Source organism: Bradyrhizobium oropedii (assembly GCF_020889685.1).
Taxonomy (GTDB): Bacteria; Pseudomonadota; Alphaproteobacteria; order Rhizobiales; family Xanthobacteraceae; genus Bradyrhizobium; species Bradyrhizobium oropedii.
Genome location: NZ_JACMYO010000138.1, coordinates 1 through 22725, shown reverse-complemented (window position 1 = coordinate 22725; position 22725 = coordinate 1). Strand labels below are relative to the sequence as shown.

Here is a 22725-nt window from a genome sequence, read left to right as displayed (position 1 = left end):
TTCCGCAGGGACGACGTAGAGAGAGAACGCGCTACTTCGCCTTCTCCTTGAGGAAAGCGATGATGTCGGCCCGATCCTTCGGATCCTGAACCTCGTAGAACATCTTGGTGCCCGGAACCATCGCGTCCGGACCGGTGAGCCATTTGTCGAGGTTCGCCTCGGTCCACACGATCTTCGAGTCCTTCAGCGCCGGCGAGTAATTGTAGCCCGCGACTGTCCCGGCAAGACGGCCCACGACACCCTTGTGCATCGGGCCGACGTCGTTCTTCTCGATCGAATGGCAATCGCCGCAGCCCTGGTACAGCGTGGCGCCGCGCGCCGGATCTCCCGCGGCACGGGCGCTGTGCAGCGCGAGCAGGATCGCGATGGCCGCCATCGCGGCGATTTTGGCGTGCCGCGGCGCCAGCACGCCTGCGATCGAACGAATAGTCATTCCCGGGGTCTCCTGTTTGCCACCACAACAGGAGCAGCCATGCTGCCATTCTATTCCCCGGATTGCCGCCGGCCCGTGATTGCACTGGACACCGGCGGCATTGATCGCCGATATCAATACCTCTTGTTGAAGTTTTTTCCCGCCCACGCGGAATATCCGTGCGCCCCCGTCGATCTTGATCGCAGCTGCCACCTCCGCAGCCGCGCCGCGCTATTGGAGCATCCCCAGTGTTTCACAATCGGTTCGGCGCCGTCGCTCGACTTGCCGAACTCGGGTGCGTGCTTGCTGCGCTCACACTCGCAGCTGCCACCGCCGCGCGCGCGGACGGCTGTCCCAAGGCGAGCGATGAAATCGCGACCGACCGGCCCGACGTCACCAATTCGAGTATCGTCGTGCCGGTCGGGAGCCTGCAAAGCGAGAACGGCGTCAACCTGTCCGGACGCGATGGCGGCCGAACCATCGACGGCACTAACAGCCGTTGGCGGCTCGGCATCGCGCCCTGCCTCGAAGTGCTGGTCGACCTGCCGAGCTATTCCGGCAATGTGAGATCGCCGGGCGCCTCCGGCTTTTCCGACGTCGCTCCCGGGATCAAATGGCAGATCAGCCCGATACCCGGGAAGATCGACCTCTCGATCACCGCCGGCGTCGCACTGCCGACCGGCACGGCTGCCATCGCCGGGCGCGGCGCGCAGCCCTACATCCAGCTGCCATGGTCATGGGAGCTGCATGACGGCTGGGGCGTCAGCGGCATGTTCACGGAATTCTTCCGGCCCGCCGAGCTGACCGGCCGGCACATGTCGGAAGCAACCTTCGTGATCGAGCGGAAGCTGACCGAGCGGATGAGCGTGTTCACCGAATATGTCGGCGACTATCCCGACGGCGCACGGCCGATCCAGCTGATCAATTCCGGCGGCATGTACCGGATCACGCCGACCCAGCAGATCGACCTCCACGTCGCGTTCGGGCTCAACCGCAACTCGCCGAACTACATCGTCGGCCTGGGCTATTCCTTCCGCGTCGACGGGCTGCTCCGCTAAATCAGCTTTCGACTTCGCGCAGTCCGCTCAGCCAGAGCGCCAGCAGCGTCCACACCGCGCCGGACAAGAGATACGCACCGGCCGAGATCAGGCCGAAATGCGTCGCCAGCAGCAGCGCGGCCAGCGGCGCGAAGCCGGCGCCGAACAGCCAGGCGAAATCCGAGGTCAGCGCCGAGGCCGTGTAGCGATAGTTGCGCGCGAAGTTCGAGGCGATCGCGCCCGACGACTGGCCGAACGACAGGCCGAGCAGCACGAAGCCGAGCACCATGTAGATCGTCTCGCCGAACGCGCCGGCGTCGAGCAACTGCGGGGCAAAGCCGCTATACACCGCGATCGCGACCGCCGAGCCCAGCAGCAGCGGCTTGCGGCCGACGCGATCGGCGATCATGCCGGAGGCGATGATCGCGAAGACACCGACCATGGCGCCGATCATCTCGATGATGAGGAAGCGCACCGGGCTTTCCTTGGTGAACAGGAACACCCACGACAGCGGAAACACCGTGACCATGTGGAACAGGGCAAAGCTCGCCAGCGGCGCAAAGGCGCCGAGCAGGATGTTGCGTCCTTCCTGCGCGATGGTCTCGCCGACCCGCGCCGGCTCCAGGTCGCGGCTTTCGAACAGCTCGGAATACTCGTCGGTTGCCACCATGCGGAGCCGCGCGAACAGCGCCACCACGTTGATGGCGAAGGCGACGAAGAACGGATAGCGCCAGCCCCAATCGAAGAAATCATCCGCCGAAAGGTTGCCGGCGAAGAACGCGAACAGCGCGCTCGCCACGATCAGCCCTAGCGGCGCGCCGAGCTGCGGCACCATCGCGTACCAGCCGCGCTTGTTCGCCGGCGAATTCATCGCCAGTAGCGAGGCGAGGCCGTCCCAGGCGCCGCCCCAGGCGAGACCTTGCACGACGCGCGCGGCAGCCAAGAGCCAGATCGCCGCGACGCCGATCGTGTCGTAGCCGGGCAGGAAGGCGAGCGCGACCGTGGCGGTGCCGAGCAGGAACAGCGCGATGACGAGCTTGGCGCCCTTGCCGTGGCGGCGGTCGACCGCCATGAAGATGACGGTGCCGAGCGGCCGCGCAGCGAAAGCCAGCGCGAAAATGCCGAATGAATAGAGCGTGCCGGTCAGCTCGTTGACGAACGGAAACACCAGCTTCGGGAACACGATCACCGAGGCGATCGCGTAGACGAAGAAGTCGAAGAATTCCGACGTGCGCCCGATGATGACGCCGATGGCGATTTCGCCGGGTTTCGCCTGCCCATGACCTGATGCGGTCGGGGTGCCGTGAGCCATTGCTGGGGCTTGTGCCATCGCCGGAGAACCGTCCTTTGGAGCAAGATCCGGAAAGCTGGAAACCGGTTTTCCGAACCGATCATGCTCAAGCAAGAAATGAGGCCACGGGCAGACTTTGCCACGCGGTCCACCTCACCTTCTGACCTCCTATCCCGCAGTGCAACATTGGACAAATTGTCCAATGTCAACTTTGCTGCATCGCAGCTACCCCTTGGCCGAACTCATAAAATTCAAGTGGGGTGAGCCGTGCGCGCCTTGAAATTATTGGCCTTATTGCCGTTCGCGGCGTTCCTTGGCGGGTGCGATTTCATCGTCCTGGCGCCTGCCGGCGACATCGCCGCCCAGCAGCGCGACCTCGTCGTGATCTCCACCGTCCTGATGCTCGTCATCGTGCTTCCGGTGATGGCGCTGACCGTCTACTTCGCCTGGCGCTACCGCCAATCCAACACCGCAGCCCCCTACGAGCCGGACTGGGATCACTCCACCCAGCTCGAGCTGGTGATCTGGTCGGCACCGCTGCTGATCATCATCTGCCTCGGTGCGCTGACATGGATGGGCACCCATCTGCTCGATCCCTATCGCTCGCTCGGCCGCATCGCCGCCGACAAGCCGATCGAGAGCAAGGACGCCCCGCTCAATGTCGAGGTGGTCGCGCTCGACTGGAAGTGGCTGTTCATCTACCCGGATTACGGCGTCGCCGCCGTCAACGAGCTCGCGGCTCCCGTCGACCGCCCGATCCGCTTCCGCATCACGGCGTCTTCCGTGATGAACTCGTTCTACATCCCCGCGCTTGCCGGCCAGATCTACGCGATGCCCGGCATGGAGACCAAGCTGCACGCCGTCGCCAACAAGCCGGGCACCTTCCGCGGCTTCTCCGCCAATTACAGCGGCGCCGGCTTCTCCGGCATGCATTTCGATTTCAAGAGCCTGTCGAACGCCGATTTCGACAAGTGGATCGCCGGCGCCAAGGCGAGCGCCAACATGCTCGGCCGCACCGACTATCTGCAGCTCGAGCGTCCGAGCCAGAACGATCCGGTCCGGCTCTATCGCTCGGTCGATCGCGATCTCTACAAGGCGATCCTCAACATGTGCGTCGAGCCCGGCAAGATGTGCATGAGCGAGATGATGGCGATCGACGCCAAGGGCGGCCTCGGCCGCGAAGGCCTCAACAACACGCTGCCGCTGACCTACGACAAATACGCCCGCCGCGGCGCGCCGCTCGGCAGCGAGCCGACCTTCGTCGCCGGCATCTGCTCGATGGACGAGATCAAGGACGCGCCGTCGCGCGAGATCACCGCCCCGCTCGATTTGACCCCGCTGCGCGGCTTCGGGCTGAAGCGCCCGCCGTTCTCGCCCGCTCATCCGTCATCGACATCCTTGCTGCTCGGCCAGCGTCCGAAATCAGAGTCCTGAGGAGGACCGCATGAATCCCGATCTCGTCAAGATGATCTTCGGCCGCCTCAACCTGGACGCGCTGCCGCTGCATGAGCCGATCCTGGTCGGCACCTTCGCGGTGGTCGCGACCGGTGGCCTCGCGCTGTTCGCGCTCGTCACTTACTTCCGGCTCTGGAGCTATCTGTGGCGCGAATGGTTCACCACGGTGGACCACAAGCGCATCGGTATCATGTACATGATCCTCGGCATCGTGATGCTGCTGCGCGGCTTCGCGGACGCGCTGATGATGCGCCTGCAACAGGCGATCGCCTTCAACGGCGCCGACGGCTACCTCCCGGCCCATCATTACGACCAGATCTTCACCGCCCACGGCGTGATCATGATCTTCTTCGTGGCGATGCCGCTGGTGACGGGCTTGATGAACTACGTGGTGCCGCTGCAGATCGGCGCCCGCGACGTCTCCTTCCCCTTCCTCAACAATTTCAGCTTCTGGATGACGGTTGGCGGCGCCGTGCTGGTGATGATGTCGCTGTTCGTCGGCGAATTCGCCCGCACCGGCTGGCTCGCCTACCCGCCGCTGTCGAACATCGGCTACAGTCCTGACGTCGGCGTCGACTATTACATATGGGGACTACAGGTCGCCGGCGTCGGCACGACGCTATCGGGCATCAACCTGGTCTGCACCATCGTCAAGCTGCGCGCGCCGGGCATGACGATGATGAAGATGCCGGTGTTCACCTGGACCTCGCTCTGCACCAACGTCCTGATCGTCGCCTCCTTCCCGGTGCTGACCGCGGTGCTGGCGCTGCTGTCGCTCGATCGTTACGTCGGCACCAACTTCTTCACGAACGACTTCGGCGGCAACCCGATGATGTACGTGAACCTGATCTGGATCTGGGGCCACCCCGAGGTCTACATCCTGGTGCTGCCTGCATTCGGCATCTTCTCCGAGGTAACCGCGACGTTCTCCGGCAAGCGGCTGTTCGGCTACACCTCGATGGTCTACGCCACCGTCGTCATCACCATCCTGTCCTACCTGGTCTGGCTGCACCACTTCTTCACGATGGGCTCCGGCGCCAGCGTCAACTCGTTCTTCGGCATCACCACGATGATCATCTCGATCCCGACGGGGGCGAAGATGTTCAACTGGCTGTTCACGATGTATCGCGGCCGCATCCGCTTCGAGCTGCCGATGATGTGGACGGTGGCGTTCATGCTGACCTTCGTGATCGGCGGCATGACCGGCGTGCTGCTCGCGGTGCCGCCGGCCGATTTCGTGCTGCACAACAGCCTGTTCCTGATCGCGCATTTCCACAACGTGATCATCGGCGGCGTGCTGTTCGGCCTGTTCGCAGGCATCAACTACTGGTTCCCGAAGGCGTTCGGCTTCAGGCTCGATCCGTTCTGGGGCAAGCTGTCGTTCTGGTTCTGGGTCTCGGGCTTCTACTTCGCCTTCATGCCGCTTTACGTGCTCGGGTTGATGGGCGTGACCCGCCGGCTCCGCGTGTTCGACGATCCGTCCCTGCAGATCTGGTTCGTCATCGCAGCCTTCGGCGCCTTCCTGATCCTGCTCGGCATCGGCGCGATGCTGATGCAGTTCGCGGTCAGCATCCTCCGACGCGAGCAGCTCAAGGACACCACCGGCGATCCCTGGAACGCGCGCACGCTGGAATGGGCGACCTCCTCGCCGCCGCCCGACTACAACTTCGCGTTCACGCCCGTGGTCTACGACAACGACGCCTGGTGGGACATGAAGCGCCGCGGCTACAGGCGCCCGCTGACCGGCTTCAAGCCGATCCACATGCCGTCCAACACCGGCACCGGCATCATCCTCGCCGGCTTCGCGACGGTGATGGGCTTCGCCTTGATCTGGTACATCTGGTGGCTCGCTGCCCTCAGCTTCGTTGCGCTGCTCGCGGTCGCGATCGGCCACACCTTCAACTATCACCGCGACTTCCACATCCCGGCGGATGAGGTGGTGCGGGCCGAAGATGCACGGACACGCATTCTCGCCGCGGGAGCCCAGACATGAGCGTTGCCATAACCACCCAGAGCTCCATCCAGGACTCCGAGCCGGTCTTCCACGTCATCGACGAGCACGCCCATCCGGAAGGCGCCAGCACCATGCTGGGCTTCTGGATCTACCTGATGAGCGACTGTCTCATCTTCGCGATGCTGTTTGCGACCTATGGCGTGCTCGGCGGCAACTATGCCGCCGGGCCGTCGCCGAAGGGCCTGTTCGATCTCAAGCTCGTCGCGCTCAACACCACGATGCTGCTGCTCTCCTCGATCACCTATGGCTTCGCCATGCTGACGATGGAGAAATCGAAGATCGTCCAGACCCAACTCTGGCTCGCCATCACCGGGCTGTTCGGCCTCGCCTTTCTCGGCATCGAGCTCACCGAATTCGCCCACATGATCCATGAAGGCGCGACGCCGCAGCGCAGTGCCTTCCTGTCGTCGTTCTTCACGCTGGTCGGCACCCACGGCCTGCACGTCACCTTCGGCCTGGTCTGGCTGGTGACGCTGATGGTGCAGACCGCGCGCTTCGGCCTCACCGAAGCCAACCGGCGCCGCCTGATGTGCCTCTCGATGTTTTGGCACTTCCTCGACGTGGTCTGGATCGGCGTCTTCACCTTCGTCTATCTCCTGGGAATGCTGCGATGACAACAAACTCTCACGTCGAAGCTCAGATCTTGCACTCCGACGCCGGCCACCACGGCCATGACGACCATGGCGGCGGCGCCCACGGCTCGCTGAAGAGCTATCTGATCGGCTTCGGCCTCTCGGTGATCCTCACCGCGGTGCCGTTCTGGCTGGTGATGGCCGGCACCATCGCCGACAAGGCAGTTACCGCGTTGATCGTGCTGGTGCTGGCCGCGGTGCAGATCGTCGTCCACATGATCTACTTCCTGCACATGAACACGCGGTCCGAGAACGGCTGGACCATGATGGCGATGATCTTCACCGTGATCATGGTGGTGATCGCGCTGACCGGCTCGCTGTGGGTCATGCATCATCTCAACGTCAACATGATGCCGATGCACGACATGAGCCAGATGCCGTGACCGCGCGGTCTGCCAGACCACCGCTTGTACTGCTCACGCTCGGCATGCTGGGCGTGGTGCTGCTCGGCGCGCTCGGGGGCTGGCAGGTCGAACGCAGGACCTGGAAGCTGGCGCTGATCGAGCGGGTCGAGCAGCGCATGCATGCAGCACCCGTCGCTCCGCCGTCCCCATCGTCATGGCCGGCGGTCACGGCCGCGGGTGACGAATATCGCCGCGTCACCGTGAGCGGCACGTTCCTCAATGCCGATGAGACGCTGGTGCAGGCCGTGACGGCCGAGGGCCCCGGCTTCTGGGTGCTGACGCCACTGCAATTGGCCGACGGAACCACGGTCCTGGTCAATCGCGGCTTTGTTCCGCCCGACAAGCGCGATCCCGCGACGCGGCGCGACGGCGAGCCGAAAGGCTCTGTCAGCGTCACCGGGCTGTTGCGGATATCGGAGCCGAAGGGCGGCTTCCTGCGCAGCAACGATCCCGCGGCAGGCCGCTGGTATTCGCGCGACGTCGCCGCGATCGCCGCCACGCACGGATTGTCGCACATCGCCCCCTTCTTCATCGACGCCGATGCGACGGCAAATCCTGGCGGCGCCCCGGTTGGCGGGCTCACGATTGTGCGGTTTCCGAACAACCACCTGATTTACGCGCTGACATGGTTCGCGCTGGCCCTTATGCTGGCAGGCGCGCTCCTGCGCATCGTCAGCGGCAGGAGCCGCGCCGGCGCCTCCGATCCAGGGTGGGACTCACGACGCGCCGCCGTGCGCCGCCTGATCGGCGCAGCCCGCAATCTGTCACGCGACCCAGGCCCAGATGCTCGAGCGCACATCGGATCCGCATGAGGAGAACGCCGCGACCGGCACGGCCGTGATGCCGTCCGCCGTGAGCGCGGCTGGCGGCATGCCGTTCGATCTCGCAGCCCCCGCCGACCTCGCGACCAACCGCAAGAACATGGCCCTGCTGGTCCAGCTGCGCTGGATCGCCGTGATCGGCCAGATCGCCACTATCGGCTTCGTGCAATTCTGGATGGGCGTCGCGCTGCCGCTGCTGCCGCTGGGGGCCGTGATCTCCGGGCTCGTCGCGCTCAATGTTGTCAGCCTGCTCTGGCTGCGCTACCGCGCCGACATCAACAACCGCGAGCTGCTGGTCGCACTGGCGCTCGACGTCGCGGCGTTGACCGTCCTGCTCTATCTCGCGGGCGGCGCCACCAATCCCTTCACGTCGCTCTATCTGCTGCAGGTGACGCTTGGCGCGGTGCTGCTCGATGCGCCCTCGACCTGGTCGCTGGTGGCACTGGTCTGCATGAACTTCGCCTGGCTGACCAGCTACTACCGGCCGCTGGAGCTGCCGCAGCAGGGCTTTGCCGATTCCTTCAATCTCTATGTCGCCGGCACCTTCATCGGCCTGGTGCTCGACGCCGTGCTGCTCGTGGTGTTCATGACGCGGATCAACCGCAATCTGCGCGACCGCGACCTCCGCCTCGCGGCGCTGCGCCAGCACGCCACCGAGCAGGACCACATCGTCCGGATCGGCCTTCTGGCCTCCGGCGCCGCGCATGAACTCGGCACGCCGCTCGCCTCGCTCTCGGTCATCCTGGGCGACTGGCGCCGGATGCCCGCACTCGCCTCCGATCCCGAATTGTCGCAAGACCTCGGCGAGATGGAGATCTCGGTGCAGCGCTGCAAGTCGATCGTCACGGGCATTCTGCTGTCGGCCGGCGAAGCCCGCGGCGAAGGCTCCTCGCCGACCACGGTCGCGGCGTTCCTGACCGCGCTGGTGGAGGAATGGCGGACCACGCGGCCGTCGGCCACGCTGTATTTCCGCAATGCGTTCGGCACGGATCTCGCGATCGTATCCGACGTCGCGCTCAAGCAGGCGATCTTCAACGTGCTCGACAATGCCGCCGAGGTCTCGCGCGACTGGATCGAGCTAATGGCCGAACGCAATGCCGACAGGCTCGTGCTGTCGGTGACCGATCGCGGCCCGGGCTTCTCGCGCGAGATGCTGGCGCATATCGGCAAGCCGTATCAATCGACCAAGGGCAGCCCCGGCAGCGGCCTCGGCCTGTTCCTGGTCGTCAACGTGGTGCGCAAGCTCGGCGGCGTGGTGACGGCGCGCAACCGGCCGGATATCGGCGCCGCGGTGAAGCTGGAGCTGCCGCTGTCGACGCTTGCGATCGGAGACCCTCTTGACGGATGAACGCCAGCTTCTGATCGTCGAGGACGATTCAGGCTTTGCCCGCACGTTGAAGCGCTCGTTCGAGCGCCGCGGCTACGGCGTCGCCGTATCCACCTCGCTCGACGAAGTCCGCGAGTTGCTCGAGCAGCAATCGCCCGGCTATGCCGTTGTCGACCTCAAGCTCGCCGGCGGCGCCTCGGGCCTTGCCTGCGTCGAAGCGCTGCATGCGCACGATCCGGAGATGCTGATCGTGGTGCTGACCGGATTTGCCAGCATCGCGACCGCGGTCGAAGCGATCAAGCTCGGCGCCTGCCACTATCTGGCCAAGCCGTCGAACACCGACGACATCGAGGCCGCATTCCAGAAGGCCGCGGGGAACGCCGCCATCGAGGTCGGTGCACGGCCGACCTCGATCAAGACGCTGGAATGGGAGCGCATCCACCAGACCCTGATCGAGACCGATTTCAACATCTCCGAAGCCGCCCGCCGCCTCGGCATGCACCGCCGGACATTGGCGCGCAAGCTCGAGAAGCAGCGGGTGAAGTAGGCAATAGAGGCGAGCGACGCCGACGAGACACGCGAGTGCGCGCCTGATTCAACCGGCCGCCTCTCGCTCCGTCACGTCATCGCGGCGACATCCGCCGCAGTGTCAATGTACTCCTGAAAACGGACCGCCTTTCCGTCGCGGTACTTGAAGACGTGGGCCCATTCGTTCGTCACGGTCTTGCCTGTCTTCTTTGCCCGCGCCGTGAGCGTACCCAGGACCACAACCGTGTCGCCCTGCTCAATCATCTCACGCGGTGCAAACTCGCTGAATTCCAGATTCTCGCCGACCTGGACGAAGAAGTTTGCAATCTGCTGCTTTCCCTTGAAGGTTCCGGCCCAAGGCAATTTGTCTTGGGGACCCGGGGTTATCCACGTGCAATCGTCATCGATCAGATCCCTCATGAGCGCCGGAATGTCACCACGTTGAAAGGCCTCATAACCCTTCCTGGTTGCCTCAACATTCGATGTCATCGGATTCTCCTCGCTGCAAATTGATGGGGCACATTAATGTCGATCAAATAGCGGCAGGGCGGCCAGCATAGCACGCTGCGCTCCGATTGCCGTCGTCATCCATGAAGCAAGACAGGACGATACTGGTCAGGATCGTTTACATAGCTTCGAGCGCGACCTCGCCGGCATGGATGCGCTGCTGTACTTCCCGCGCGTCGCGACCGCGACGACGGATCAAGCAGCGCTCATCCTGAGTGCCCGGCGCGGCAGCAAGAGCGGCGTGGTCAGCAGCAGCAGGCCGCTGAGCGCGACCGCCGCACGGACGCCCACAATGCCGGCCAGCACGCCCCACAGCGCGGTCAGCACCGCAATGGTCGCGCTGCTGGTGATGGTCCAGGCCGAAAGCGCGCGCGCCGTCCGCTCCATCTCGATCTGCGCCAGGCGATAGGCCGCGAACACCGGATTGAAGATGCCGATGCAGGTGACGAGACCGAACTGAAGCGCAAAGACGACGGCGATGCCCGCCGCGCCGTGCGGGATGAAGGCGAGGCCGAGCGACCAGCACGCACGCAGCGTGCCGGCGGCGAGCAACACATTGTGCTGCCCGAAGCGTGCGGTGAGAGAAGGCGCCAGCCGCGCACCGATCAGTCCGCCGATACAAGGCGCGCCGAAGGCGAGCCCGTATTGCCAGGGCGCAAAGCCGAGATCGCGCAGCGTCAGCACCGCAAGCAGCGGCGCCGTCGCCATGATCAGGCCGTTGACCACCACGGTGTTGACGAACAGCAGGCGGAGCACGGGATGCGCGAGAATGGTCCGCCAGCCCTCGATCAAGTCGGCCGCGCGAAACGCCTGCACCTGGCGCTGCGCCGGCGCAGGCTCGTTTCCGCCGATCCGCCGGATTGCCAGCGCCGAGAGCAGAAAGCTCAGCGCATTGGCGATCACGGTGACGACAGGGCCGAGCAATCCGATCGCAGCACCGCCGAGCGGCGGGCCGATCGCGGTCGCGGTCCAGGTGGTGGATTCAAGCCGGCCGTTCGCGATCACCAGATCGTCCGGCTTCACCAGCGCCTTCAGGCAGGCGCCGCTCGCGGCGCGGAAGGCGATATCAGCGGCGGCCATGATGACGGCCACGACGACGAGCTGAGCGAAGCTCAGCCGTCCCAGTACGAACGCGATGGGAACGCTGATCGTCGCGGCAAAACGAATGAGATCCATCGCGATCATCACCGGCCGTTTGCGGCGGAATTCGATCCAGGGCCCGAGCGGCACGGCAACCGCGGCCCCGGCCAGCAGCCCCACGGCCGCGAGCGCCGAGACCGCCTCCGGCGGTGCATGCAGCACCAGGATCGCAAGCAACGGCAAGGCGTCGAAGGCGATCCAGGTGCCGAATGTCGAGACGGCGAACGCCGTCCACAGCCAGTCGTAACCGCGTCCCAGCAACCGTCCTGCAAGCATGCCGCGCCCCTCGCCGGTTCCGCGAACTCGCCGCCGGCGTGGCGCAGGAGGTCATGAGTCGCGGCAATCAGCCAAGCGGCGATTGCGGCAGGGCGATGTGCAACGCCGCCGCTTGCACGAGTGTGACTCTCGAGGTTGCTTCCGGACATTCGGTCCGCCTCTCCCCTTGTGGGAGAGGCCGGACCGCATGCAGCGGAGCGGAATGCGGTCCGGGTGAGGGGTTGCGGTCTATCGAGGGACTTCCGCTCGCGGACAGACCGCACCCCTCACCCGGATTGCATCTGGCGATGCAATCCGACCTCTCCCACAGGGGGAGAGGTGAACCGTCCGGGACGAGGGACCCAACTCCAAAAACAAAAAGCCCGGTCTTGCGACCGGGCTTTCGTTTGAAATCTCGTAGCGCTGCTTAGGCGGCTTCGTCCTCGACGGCGGTATCGTCGCCATCGGTATCGGCATCGTCGGCATCGCCCTCGCCTTCACCTTCGGCTTCCGCCTTGGCGCCGCGGCGCGGGCTCTTGGCGAGCTGGCCTTCGATCTCCTTGATCGCCTCGGTCTCGGTCGAGTGCTGGACCACAGCGATCTCGCGCGACAGACGGTCGAGCGCCGCTTCATAGAGCTGGCGTTCGCTGTAGGACTGCTCGGGCTGCGATTCCGAACGATAGAGATCGCGGACCACCTCGGCGATCGCGACGATGTCGCCCGAGTTGATCTTCGCTTCGTATTCCTGGGCGCGGCGCGACCACATGGTGCGCTTGACGCGGGCGCGGCCCTTCAGGGTCTCCAGCGCCTTCTTGACCAGCGCCGGCTCCGACAGCTTGCGCATGCCGACATTGGCGACCTTCGCCGTCGGGACGCGCAGCGTCATCTTGTCCTTCATGAAATTGATCACGAACAGCTCGAGCTTGGCGCCCGCGATCTCCTGCTCCTCGATGGCCAGGATCTGGCCGACGCCGTGAGCGGGATAGACGACGAATTCATTGGCCTTGAAGCCCTGGCGCTGGGTCACGACCTTCTTCGGCTCCTCGACGCGCGGTGCGGCGGCCGGCTTGGCGGCAACCTTCGGAGCAGCGGCGGGGACGGCAGCCTTCGGGGCAGCCGGCTTCGGCGCGGCAGCAGCAGTTTTCGGGGCGACCTTCGCAGCAGCGGGCTTCGCAGCTGCCGCTTTCGCGGCAGTCTTGGCAGTCTTTTCTGGCATCACGCTTCTTTTGTTCTTTGAGGACTTTGCAGCCGCCGCCTTCTTGGCGCCCTTCACGGGCGCCTTGGCACGGCCCTTGGTTGCGCTGCGAGCAACGACAGCGGCTTTCTTTGTCGTCTTTGAAGCACTCTTTTTACGCGTTTTCTGTGACACAGCCTGCGCGCGGAAACTGCCACGCCCCTGTTCGATGTTTGCGGGAACCTCGAAGCCACAAGGTACGCATGGCAGGGGGTTCTTGGCCTGTAATGGTGCAGATATAGCACATTTTCCGCAAAAATCAATGGTTTACGCCCGATTCCGGGCATAACAGGGCATCCTCAGGTCATATGTCCGTCATTAGGGTTAAATCGGCGGCCGAACGCAGGGCCGCGGCCGGCCCAGGCCCGCCCTTATCGGGGTAGTCCCGACCGATATTCGCGGACGCTAGCGAATCAGTCGCCGCTGCCCGGATTCGGAGAAAAATATTTCTCGAACTTGCCTTCCTTGCCTTCCCACTCCTTGGCGTCCTCGGGCGAGTCCTTCTTCTGGGTGATGTTCGGCCAGCTCTTGGCGTATTCGGTGTTGACCTCGAGCCACTTTTCCAGGCCCGGCTCAGTGTCCGGCTTGATGGCGTCAGCCGGGCATTCCGGCTCGCACACGCCGCAATCGATGCATTCGTCAGGATGGATGACCAGCATGTTCTCGCCCTCGTAGAAGCAATCGACGGGGCAGACCTCGACGCAGTCGGTATATTTGCACTTGATGCAGGCTTCAGTGACGACGTAGGTCATCCAAAACTCCGGAACGATCGATTTTTCTGGCGTTGCGTAGCGCAGGAATACCGGAGCCGCAAGGGAAGCGGCACCCGAAAAACGCCAGTATTCTCACGCCCCTGCCACCGGTTTTACTGGGAGCATGCCCCCCGGGCAAACGCTACGCGTTTGTCGCGAGGAAAACCGGACCCCACTTTTCCGGATCACGCTCAAATCAGATAGCAAGCGCTAGATAACTACTCCTTACCGGCTTGCAAATTGCCACCCTGCAAATCCTCATACAGCACGCGCGCCGAGGTCGCATCGCCGCGCCGCTCGGCAAAGCCGGTCACCTTCAGCACGCGGACGCTGTTGTCGAGCGCGATGGTAACGACATCGCCCGCCTTCACTGCATGGCCCGGCGATTTCTCGCGTGTGCCGTTGATGCGGACATGACCTGATGCGACGAGTTCAGCCGCGCTGGTGCGAGCCTTCACCACCCGCGCGTGCCACAGCCATTTGTCGAGGCGTTGTCTGTCCAAGGGACTTCTAGTTCTGACGCGCTTTCTTCACGCGAACCGGTTTCCACTTCGCTTGAAAACGCTATGTCGGACTATTCCTTCCGGCCGGCGAGCTGCTCCTTCAGGGCAGCGAGCTTGGCGAATGGCGAGTTCGGATCGATCGGCCGGTCGCGCTCGCGCGGTGCGCTCGAGGCGTAGGGCCGATGCGACGGACCGCCCTCGCGCTTGTCGCGACCGCCCTTGCCGAAATCGCGGCCGCCGCGGTCACGATCACCGCGCTCGCCCTTGCGATCGCCACCACCGAACTTGTTGTCGCGGCGACGCTCATTGTCGCGATCGCGCCCCTTGCCTTCGAAGCGCTCGCGGCGCTGGCCGCGGTCTTCACGGTTGTCGCGGGCCTGCGCGCCATCGGCAGGCGCCGCCGACGGATCGGCAGGCGCGCCTGGACGAGGCGCACGGAAATCCTGGTGACGGCGCGGACGGCGATGCTGCTCGCGCTTGTTGTCGCCCTCGCCGCCGCCCTCAGCGGCCTGCGCGCCTTCCGCGGGCTTGCCTTGATGGCGGCCGCGGTTGCGATCGTGGCCGCGATGATGCGGACGGCGCTCATCGGAGCGGCCGCCGGGCCGCCAGACCTCGACCAGTTGCGGCTCGGCCGGCGCTTCCGCGGCCTCGGCCGTGGCAGCCTCGGTGCTTGCGGTCTCTGCGGGCGCGTCGGCAACAGCTTCAGAGGGCGTCTCTGCAACGGCTTCCACAGCAGGCGCAGGCTCGGCCACGGCCTCGGGCGCTTCAGCAGCGGATTCTTCGGCGGCAGCGGCAGGCTCTGCTACGGGCTCATCGACCGGAGCTGCTTGCCCGGCCACGGCATCCTGATGGGCCTCGATCACGACCGGCGTCGCCTCGCTGGCGACCACCTCGGCAAAGCCGATACCGGGCAGCAGCGCGGCTGACGGCGCGGGATCGCCGGACACCGGCTGATGATCGATCGCAGCCTCCGGCGCATCGGCCACCACCTCAGCGGCGGCATCGACCGATGTGTCCACGGCGGCGTCGGATGTCGCCTCAGCCGGCGCCGTCTCGGCGGCGATCGTCTCGGTGGTCTCGGCCGGCGCAGCCTCGACGGGCTTCGGCGGCAGCGGCGGACGGCGGTCCATGCGGTAGCCGAGCGCGCGCAGGATCGAGGCAAAGTCCTCACCCGCGGAGCCGGTCAGCGAGGTCATCGCCTGCGTCACGACAAAGCCGCGGCCGTCGAACGCCCCAGTGGGCTTCTCGCCCGGCGAGGTCTCGCGCCAGGCCAGCGCCGGGCGGATCAGGTCGGCAAGCCGCTCCAGGATGTCGACGCGCACCGCGCGCTCGCCGCACTGGCGATAGCCGAGCACGCGATAGCCATCGCGCGGCAGGGCCTTGTCGACCGGGAACGAGGTGCGGCCGCTGGAGGCGAGATGCTGCACATTCGACAGCGCGCCCATGTCGACATTGCTTTGTTTTTCGGCCCACAGCAGCGAGGCCAGCGAGCGCGCCGCGGGCTTCAGCAGCTGCGGGAAATAGATGTGATAGGCGCCGAAGCGCACGCCGTATTTGCGCAGCGCCGCGCGCGAGGGCTGGTCAAGATCCTTCATCTCGGCCGCGATCTTGCTGCGTTCGAGCACGCCGAGCGCCTCGACGAGCTGGAAGGCGATGCCGCGGGCGATGCCCTGGATATCCTCGGCCTTGGACAGTTCGAACAGCGGCCCGAGCAGCTTTTCGATATGCGTCTTGAGCCAGAGGTCGAGGCGGGTCTGCACGGCCTCGCGCGAGGCGCCGGTCAGCCGCTCGTCGGAAATGATGCGCAGCCGCGGATGCAGCGCGTCCTCGGCGGCCACGAGCTTGGCGACCGCATCGCCGGTCCAGCGGATGGTGCCGTCGGAGGTCAGCACGAACTGCTCGTCGGGGGCGGCGCCCAGTTTCTCGGCACGCGCATCGATCTCGCGCGCCAGCACCTGCTGGGCGGCGGCTTGCAGCGCCTTGGCGTCGCTGCCGGCCTCGGCCGCATCAGGTGCGAAGGTGAAACCATCGAGCCGGCCAATCACGTGGCCTTCCACGATCACTTCACCGGTCTTGCCAATTTCCGTATTCAAAACTGAGTTCTCCCGCAGGCGGCGCATCAATACACTGGTCCGCCTGTCAACGAAACGCTCCGTGAGCCGTTCATGCAGCGCATCGGATAATTTATTTTCGAGCTCGCGCGTGATCCCCTGCCAGTGGTCCGGGTCGTAGAGCCAGTCGGGCCGGTTGGCAACAAAGGTCCAGGTCCGGATCTGCGCGATCCGGCCCGATAGCGTGTCGATATCGCCGTCGGTCCGGTTGGCCTGGTCGACCTGGGCGGCAAACCATGCGTCAGGGATACGCCCCTTTTGCATCAGGAAGCCATACAGCGTGGTCACGAGTTCGGCATGGGCGGCCGGCGACAGCTTTCGGTAGTCCGGAACCTGGCAGGCCTCCCATAGCCGCTCCACGGCCTTGGCCCCATGCGCCCATTCGCGCACCTCGGCGTCGCGTGCGACATGTTCGAGCACGCGCAGGTCCTCGGCCACCGGGGCCCGCGTCAGTGCCTCATGATTAGGCGTCAGCGCCAGCGACACCTGCAACGCGCCGAGCGAGGAGAAATCGAGCTTCGCGTTGCGCCATTGCAGCATCTTGACGCTGTCGAAGGTGTGGTTCTGCAGCGCATTGACGAGCTCCGGCTCGAACGGCGCGCAGCGGCCCGTCGTACCAAAGGTGCCGTTGCGCGTCGCGCGCCCGGCGCGGCCGGCTATCTGGGCGAATTCGGCCGGTGTCAGCCGGCGGAACTGATAGCCGTCATACTTGCGGTCGGAGGCGAAGGCGACGTGATCGACGTCGAGATTGAGCCCCATGCCGACCGCATCTGTTGCAACGAGGTAATCGACGTCGCCATTCTGGAACATCGCAACCTGCGCGTTGCGCGTGCGTGGGCTGAGCGAGCCGAGCACGACGGCCGCGCCGCCATGCTGGCGGCGGATCAGCTCTGCAATTGCGTAGACCTCATCCGCGGAGAACGCGACAATTGCTGTGCGGCGCGGTTGCCGCGTGATCTTGCGGTCGCCGGCGAATTCGAGCTGCGACAACCTCGGCCGCGTGACGATCGAGGCGCCCGGCAGCAGCCGCTCGATGATCGGCCGCATCGTCGCAGCACCCAGCAGCAGCGTCTCGTCGCGGCCACGGCGATTGAGGATGCGATCGGTGAACACATGCCCGCGCTCGAGATCGGCCGCGATCTGGATCTCATCGACCGCAAGGAACGAGACATCGAGATCGCGCGGCATCGCTTCCACGGTCGAGACCCAGAACCGCGGCGCCTTCGGCTTGATCTTCTCTTCGCCGGTGACGAGGGCGACGTTGTCGACGCCGGCGCGATCGACGATCTTGTTGTAGACCTCGCGCGCGAGCAGCCGCAGCGGCAGCCCGATCAGGCCCGACGAATGCGCCAGCATGCGCTCGATCGCGAGATGCGTCTTGCCGGTGTTGGTCGGCCCCAGCACCGCAGTGACACCCGCACCGGGCACGCGGTCATTTCCGAACGAAGTTGAGAAAACCATTTTTTGCAGGTGTTTCTTGAATTGTTGGCAGGATACCCGATCCGTCATCCTGAGGTGCGAGCGAAGCGAGCCTCGAAGGATGAATCGGCCGAGATCTATCCGCGCGTTTTGATCGGACTTTCCTCTAGCGGACGGAGCGGGGCTGTCGCCCTTCGAGACGGCCGCTGCGCGGCCTCCTCAGGGTGACGGTCTGACACCGGCAGAGTGTTTCGCAAAATCTGTCTCACAATGCGACGCTTTCCGCGCCCGGCTTAAGCTTCGGAACGAGTCCGGAACGAATCGCGGCCGAATCGGTGACTCCATTCCAGACCTGAAACGTTCACCGCAACATCTCGGGTAGACCCCACAGCGGCGGCACTAGATCAAGTTTGAGAGGGCTCCACAAGCATGGGATATGCGGACTGAATTCCTTAAGTTCCAGAGGAAGGCGAGTCGAATCAGAAGCGGGCAAGAGTCAACTGGATTCCGGTGACGTTTGTTGCATGCCCGATCACGCGAAGCGCCTCCGAAGTACCCTCTCCCCCCGCAACCGGGGTTTACCCCGGTTGCGCATCACGAAGCTACGCAAGTCGGGCAAGCCCGACTTGCGTGTGGGAGAGGGTGGCGCCGCAGGCGCCGGGTGAGGGCTCTGTCTCCGCGGATAGAGACCCCTCATCCGTCGCGGACTACGTCCGCGCCACCTTCTCCCACCAGGGGGAGAAGGGAAGCGCATCCTCCCGCGTTTCAGTCCCGTCACCCTGAGGAGCGCGCTCTTGCGCGCTCCTCAGGGTGACGGTCGGACCGTTCGGAACGAAATCCCCTACTGCGTCTTCGCCACGCGCGGCGGCGCGGCTGTGGTGACAAAGGACGTCGCTTCCAGCATGGCCTGGCCGAGCGGGGTCGGGATCGTCATGCGGAACGGCACCAGAAGGCGGGTGCCGGCGATCGGCACGAAGGCGATCTCGATGTTGCGCTGGGCGGCGAGATATTTGATCACCGGGCGATCCGGGATGTAGCCCGAGATCGGCACGAAATAGAGCGCGCAGACCAGCGCCGGGCCGTGATAGCCGCGCTCGGCCTTGACGATCTCGACCCGCTTGAAATCCAGCTTCATGTCGTAGCGCATGCGGCCGTCGAACACGCCGGCGCCGGTGCGGCAGACATCCGGGCTCATCAGTTCGGCATTGCCGGGCGCGCGCAGGAACGAGCCGGTCATCGGATCGAAGGCGTTCTTCTTCTGCGCGTCCGAGACCGGCAGCCGGTCGGCATCGACCGGCGGCTCCGGCTCGATCGCGGATTCCTTGATGCCGCCACCCGCGAGCACCATCCGGATCGTCTCGGATTTCTTCGAGGTCGTGGTGGTCGCGGTGTAGGAGGCGGCCACGAGCGAACCGTTGACGACGCGGCCCTGCGAGGCGCCCGAGCCGGAGCCGCCGGAAAACGCCTTCAGCAGCCCCGCGGTGCCGCCCTGGGCCGAGGCCGAGAAGGTGTCGTCGCCGATTTCGATGGTCCAGCTGCCCTTGCCGACCGGGATACCGGCCAAGGTCGCCTCATACTGGGCGTCGAGCCGCCCTTGGGCGCTGGCGCGCTCGGCGCAAAACAGCAGCAAGGCACCGGCGCACAGGCCGAGGAGCCGGCCGAGCGGGGGCAAAATGGCAATGGCGGTGGTCACTTAACCTACCTGACGGTCCTGCTATCGGCGCTCTGTTCGTTGCCCATCTGGTCCTTCAATTCGGCCGGACAACGTGCGCGTCTGTTATGGAACCAAGAGTTGCAGCCGAATACGCCCTTTATATGGTTGCCATATCCGCCGTTAAGTGGCTGGAAGCGCTTATGAACCGCCATTTCCCGGGACGTCCATGCGGCGATATAATCTTGACGCTTGGGTATTCTCCCCCTATACACCCGCGGTTCCTGGAAAATGGACGCGAATTCAAAACCCCCGCGCGGGCCGTGTGATTGCACGCCTGGCAGAGCGGCGGGGATGCAATAAGGATTTTGTAAGATGTCCCGGCGCTGCGAACTGACGGCCAAGGGCCCCCAGACGGGCCACAAGGTGAGCCACTCCAACATCAAGACCAAGCGGCGCTTCCTGCCGAACCTGGCCAACGTGACCTTCATCTCGGATGCGCTCGGCCGCAACGTGCGCCTGCGCGTCTCGACCAATGCGCTCAAGAGCGTCGACCACAATGGCGGCCTCGACGCCTATCTGATCAAGGCCAAGGCCGACGTGCTGTCGCCCCGCGCCCTCGATCTCAAGCGCGCGATCGAGAAGAAGGTCGGCAAGCCGGTGTTTGAGAAGAAGGCGAGCTGAGCTAGACCGAACGCGGAATTCGCGAAGAGAGTTTTGAACGGCCGGGTCGATGACCCGGCCGTTTTTGTTTTGGCTGGGCCGAACACTCTTCGCTTAGCGAATCGACCAGAGGTTGATACGTTATTCTTCGGGGGGAATCGTGCGCGACGCGCTCGTCACCCACGGTCATCCACACGGCTTCTGCGGAGCAGTCTTTCATGCGCTGTGTCTTGATGATGTGATTAATAGGGGCGTCATCCCGGGCCCTAATGATTGGCAGGCGCACCTTGAAAAACTGAAAGATTTGGGGAGACTTATTGCGCTCGATCCTCAACTGGCAACATTTTGGCTGCCAACTTGGGAAAGCGAAGTCGGCCGATCACTTTCCTCCGCAATCGAGCGGATGGTTGATGAGGCTCGCAACGACATAGATGCGGTATTGAGCCTTTCGCTTGGCGCCCGAGATGAGTTTTATCATCAATCCCTTGAGATATTAGGCTGCCTTTCGGAACGCCTGCGTGGATCGGGCTTCAAGACTGCGCTCGCCGCCGCCATTCTCGCCTACGCCTATAAGGAATACGACGTAGCAGTGGCGCTCGTGGTAGCAGCGAATGAGCTTGAAAGTGATACTGACACGATCGCAACGATGGCTGGCGCTTTGCTTGGAGGAATCGCACGCGAAGCTCCCGAATGGGATATTCAAGACCACGACTATATTGTTGCCGAGGCGCGACGTCTTGCGGCTATAGCCAGGGGTGAAACACGAGAAAGCTTCTCGTATCCGGATGTTGGCCATTGGAATCCACCGACAAAGCAAACTGCATCCATTGGCCGATACGAGGACAAACTTGCAATTGCTGGCCTCGGTTTGCTGCGGCCGATCAGTGAAGAGTACAAATCAGGTGACGCTGTCTGGCAGTGGTTCGCTCTGCCATTTGGTCAGTCGATACTTGCGAAACGCAAAGCCAACCTGAGAGATAAAGTGAACTCCTCCCAGCTGCCTGGGCCACCACAACATCAGAGGCGGTCGATCAATTCGAGACCCGCGGGGCAAACGATTCAATCAAGTTTGCCTTTGGACGATACTTTCCAAGGCAAATTGCAACCTACGAATCGCGGCACGGCAAGCAGTCCACGACAACCCAATAGTGGGATTGATGAGTGGACCGATGCGGTGATCCGCTCAAACTTCGAAGATGCCGAACTTGGACGTTTACTGAATCACTGTATTGATTCGACTAACTCCGTAGATGCAGCAATCGCGTTCTCCGCAATTGTTGCCAAGGCTAAACTCGCGCGAAAGAAGCGGCGTTAAGCTATTTAGCGCGCCAAGATTCGAATTTATCCAGCAACTTCAACGCGACACACCTCGTCCAGTTTCCGCAAAGAAAATATTCCTATTCTCTGACACCCCAACTCACGAGTATATCCACCGCGTCGCGCCTCCTCTGAGAGGGGCGTATCGCGATCGTCACGGACGTTGGGTTGCGGGATGCGGTGGACGAGAGAGATGCGCGAGACGAGCGCGCTTCGTCGCGGACGGTGAAAGCGTGTGGTCCCGACGCCCTGGTGGTAGGTGTCCCCCACGAAAATGCGAAAGCGTCTTGCAAAGGCGGTGACAAAAAAAGCCCAGTCTCGCCGGGGATCTGACCTACGCGCGTGCGGCGTGACGCGAGTGAATTCTTCTTTGCGCGATTGCGTGCAAAGCAAAACAATCCATCGGAATGGGCATGGAGAGATGGATTGCTTCGTCGCTTCGCTCCTCGCAATGACAGAATCCGCAACAGCTGCGGTGAGCCCACTGCCACCTGCTGCCAATGACAGCGGTGTCATCGCTCGCCGCAGCGCGAATCTCTGCTGATGCGCCGTCCGCGCGTGAAGAAACGCTTAACGCACGCGCCTTAACCAACCAAGAAAGCCTATAAATAAAGGCAGAAGCGGCTTCTCGCGTCGCTATTAATCACAACATCACTGCGCATCATCACGAGCGCATGAGGCGCATGCAAAACGCCACGATCTCTTCCAGATATTAGTGTGCAAACAAGCCGTCCGACACGATTGCGATTCGACGCGGCCACGCCGCGCGGCTCGAACACCGTGAGGGACATCACGGCCGGTACAACTGATTGTGAGGCATGTGCGCCGCACTCTTGGGAAGAAGCCTGGCCGTTCTTATGTCACGTCCAAAGAACGACCCCGATAAAGGAATTGATCAATGCAAGTTCGCGCAGCCGATACGCGCGGAAGACTGGTGCCTGCGATCGCAACCGCCGCCGTGGCGGTGCTCGCAACAGTCGCCCTCGTCGTCCTCGAATTCCACCCGCCCCGCAATGTAGCGGCCGGCGAGCCCGGCATGATCACTTCCGCCGCCGCCAACCGCGCCGGCGCCACCGTGCTGCCGACCGATCCGGTGACCACCGGCAGCGTGCGTTATCGTTAAGGGGGCTATCTCGTCATCGTCGTCCCGGCCGAGTGCGCAATTGCGCACGGGAGCCGGGACCCAACCCCGGCTGTGTATTTGATGCGACGCTGGGGCAACATTCCATGTAACGGCACATTTTTGGTGGTT

At 64.0% G+C, this 22725-nt stretch carries 20 protein-coding genes; 11 read left to right on the top strand and 9 right to left on the bottom strand.

Going from position 1 to position 22725, the window contains the following annotated elements:
- Positions 1 to 31 precede the first annotated feature (31 nt).
- Complete coding sequence (locus H8A95_RS30420; protein WP_229186527.1) at positions 32 to 433, bottom strand: c-type cytochrome; 402 nt, start codon at positions 431 to 433, stop codon at positions 32 to 34.
- A gap of 227 nt (positions 434 to 660) precedes the next feature.
- On the opposite strand from H8A95_RS30420, the gene H8A95_RS30415 reads away from it, so the two are divergent.
- On the top strand, positions 661 to 1470 hold the full coding sequence (locus H8A95_RS30415) for a transporter (RefSeq protein ID WP_229186526.1): 810 nt from the start codon (positions 661 to 663) through the stop codon (positions 1468 to 1470).
- A gap of 1 nt (position 1471) precedes the next feature.
- On the opposite strand, the gene H8A95_RS30410 is transcribed toward H8A95_RS30415, so the two are convergent.
- Positions 1472 to 2761, bottom strand: a complete 1290-nt coding sequence (locus H8A95_RS30410; protein WP_229186525.1) for an MFS transporter — start codon at positions 2759 to 2761, stop codon at positions 1472 to 1474.
- A gap of 246 nt (positions 2762 to 3007) precedes the next feature.
- Between H8A95_RS30410 and cyoA the strand changes: the two genes are divergently transcribed.
- From cyoA to H8A95_RS30375, 7 genes are read left to right on the top strand one after another with little or no spacing between them, the layout of a single operon-like run.
- Entirely contained in the window at positions 3008 to 4174 is a 1167-nt protein-coding gene (gene cyoA / locus H8A95_RS30405; RefSeq protein ID WP_229186524.1) for a ubiquinol oxidase subunit II, read from the top strand.
- Between the two features lie 10 nt (positions 4175 to 4184).
- Positions 4185 to 6188: a cytochrome o ubiquinol oxidase subunit I gene (gene cyoB, locus H8A95_RS30400; protein ID WP_229186523.1), complete on the top strand. Its 2004-nt coding sequence runs from the start codon at positions 4185 to 4187 to the stop codon at positions 6186 to 6188.
- Entirely contained in the window at positions 6185 to 6823 is a 639-nt protein-coding gene (cyoC, locus tag H8A95_RS30395; RefSeq protein ID WP_229186522.1) for a cytochrome o ubiquinol oxidase subunit III, read from the top strand. Before cyoB ends, cyoC begins: the two co-directional genes overlap by 4 nt.
- Entirely contained in the window at positions 6820 to 7224 is a 405-nt protein-coding gene (gene cyoD, locus H8A95_RS30390) for a cytochrome o ubiquinol oxidase subunit IV (RefSeq protein WP_229186521.1), read from the top strand. Before cyoC ends, cyoD begins: the two co-directional genes overlap by 4 nt.
- A gap of 44 nt (positions 7225 to 7268) precedes the next feature.
- Positions 7269 to 8057: an SURF1 family protein gene (locus tag H8A95_RS30385; protein ID WP_229186529.1), complete on the top strand. Its 789-nt coding sequence runs from the start codon at positions 7269 to 7271 to the stop codon at positions 8055 to 8057.
- A 28-nt stretch (positions 8058 to 8085) separates the two neighbouring features.
- Positions 8086 to 9414: an ATP-binding protein gene (locus H8A95_RS30380; protein WP_420839473.1), complete on the top strand. Its 1329-nt coding sequence runs from the start codon at positions 8086 to 8088 to the stop codon at positions 9412 to 9414.
- Positions 9404 to 9940 (top strand): response regulator transcription factor, encoded by a 537-nt coding sequence (locus H8A95_RS30375; RefSeq protein ID WP_163160946.1) that lies wholly within the window; start codon positions 9404 to 9406, stop codon positions 9938 to 9940. The genes H8A95_RS30380 and H8A95_RS30375 overlap by 11 nt, the downstream gene beginning before the upstream one ends.
- 71 nt (positions 9941 to 10011) lie before the next feature.
- Here H8A95_RS30375 and H8A95_RS30370 read toward each other — a convergent pair whose 3' ends face one another.
- From H8A95_RS30370 to H8A95_RS30340, 7 genes are all read right to left on the bottom strand, one after another.
- Positions 10012 to 10410: a nuclear transport factor 2 family protein gene (locus H8A95_RS30370; RefSeq protein WP_229186519.1), complete on the bottom strand. Its 399-nt coding sequence runs from the start codon at positions 10408 to 10410 to the stop codon at positions 10012 to 10014.
- Between the two features lie 213 nt (positions 10411 to 10623).
- Complete coding sequence (locus tag H8A95_RS30365; protein ID WP_229186518.1) at positions 10624 to 11844, bottom strand: MFS transporter; 1221 nt, start codon at positions 11842 to 11844, stop codon at positions 10624 to 10626.
- Positions 11845 to 12250: 406 nt separating this feature from the next.
- A complete protein-coding gene (locus H8A95_RS30360; protein WP_229186517.1) occupies positions 12251 to 13039 on the bottom strand; it encodes a CarD family transcriptional regulator in 789 nt (262 codons plus the stop codon).
- Between the two features lie 431 nt (positions 13040 to 13470).
- Positions 13471 to 13809: a ferredoxin FdxA gene (fdxA, locus tag H8A95_RS30355; protein WP_092120017.1), complete on the bottom strand. Its 339-nt coding sequence runs from the start codon at positions 13807 to 13809 to the stop codon at positions 13471 to 13473.
- A 218-nt stretch (positions 13810 to 14027) separates the two neighbouring features.
- Positions 14028 to 14312, bottom strand: coding sequence for an RNA-binding S4 domain-containing protein (locus H8A95_RS30350; protein ID WP_229186516.1), 285 nt, complete (start codon positions 14310 to 14312; stop codon positions 14028 to 14030).
- 71 nt (positions 14313 to 14383) lie between these two features.
- Entirely contained in the window at positions 14384 to 17884 is a 3501-nt protein-coding gene (locus H8A95_RS30345; RefSeq protein WP_229186515.1) for a helicase-related protein, read from the bottom strand.
- A gap of 799 nt (positions 17885 to 18683) precedes the next feature.
- The gene (locus H8A95_RS30340) at positions 18684 to 19514 is read right to left on the bottom strand and encodes a DUF3108 domain-containing protein (protein ID WP_229186528.1); all 831 of its coding nucleotides are present in this window, start codon (positions 19512 to 19514) and stop codon (positions 18684 to 18686) included.
- A 354-nt stretch (positions 19515 to 19868) separates the two neighbouring features.
- On the opposite strand from H8A95_RS30340, the gene rpmB reads away from it, so the two are divergent.
- From rpmB to H8A95_RS30325, 3 genes are all read left to right on the top strand, one after another.
- Positions 19869 to 20177 carry a 50S ribosomal protein L28 gene (gene rpmB / locus H8A95_RS30335; RefSeq protein ID WP_229186514.1) on the top strand — a complete coding sequence of 103 codons (309 nt, stop codon included), beginning with the start codon at positions 19869 to 19871 and terminating at the stop codon, positions 20175 to 20177.
- 139 nt (positions 20178 to 20316) lie between these two features.
- Positions 20317 to 21471 (top strand): ADP-ribosylglycohydrolase family protein, encoded by a 1155-nt coding sequence (locus tag H8A95_RS30330; protein ID WP_229186513.1) that lies wholly within the window; start codon positions 20317 to 20319, stop codon positions 21469 to 21471.
- A gap of 900 nt (positions 21472 to 22371) precedes the next feature.
- A complete protein-coding gene (locus H8A95_RS30325; protein WP_229186512.1) occupies positions 22372 to 22596 on the top strand; it encodes a hypothetical protein in 225 nt (74 codons plus the stop codon).
- Positions 22597 to 22725: the final 129 nt, after the last annotated feature.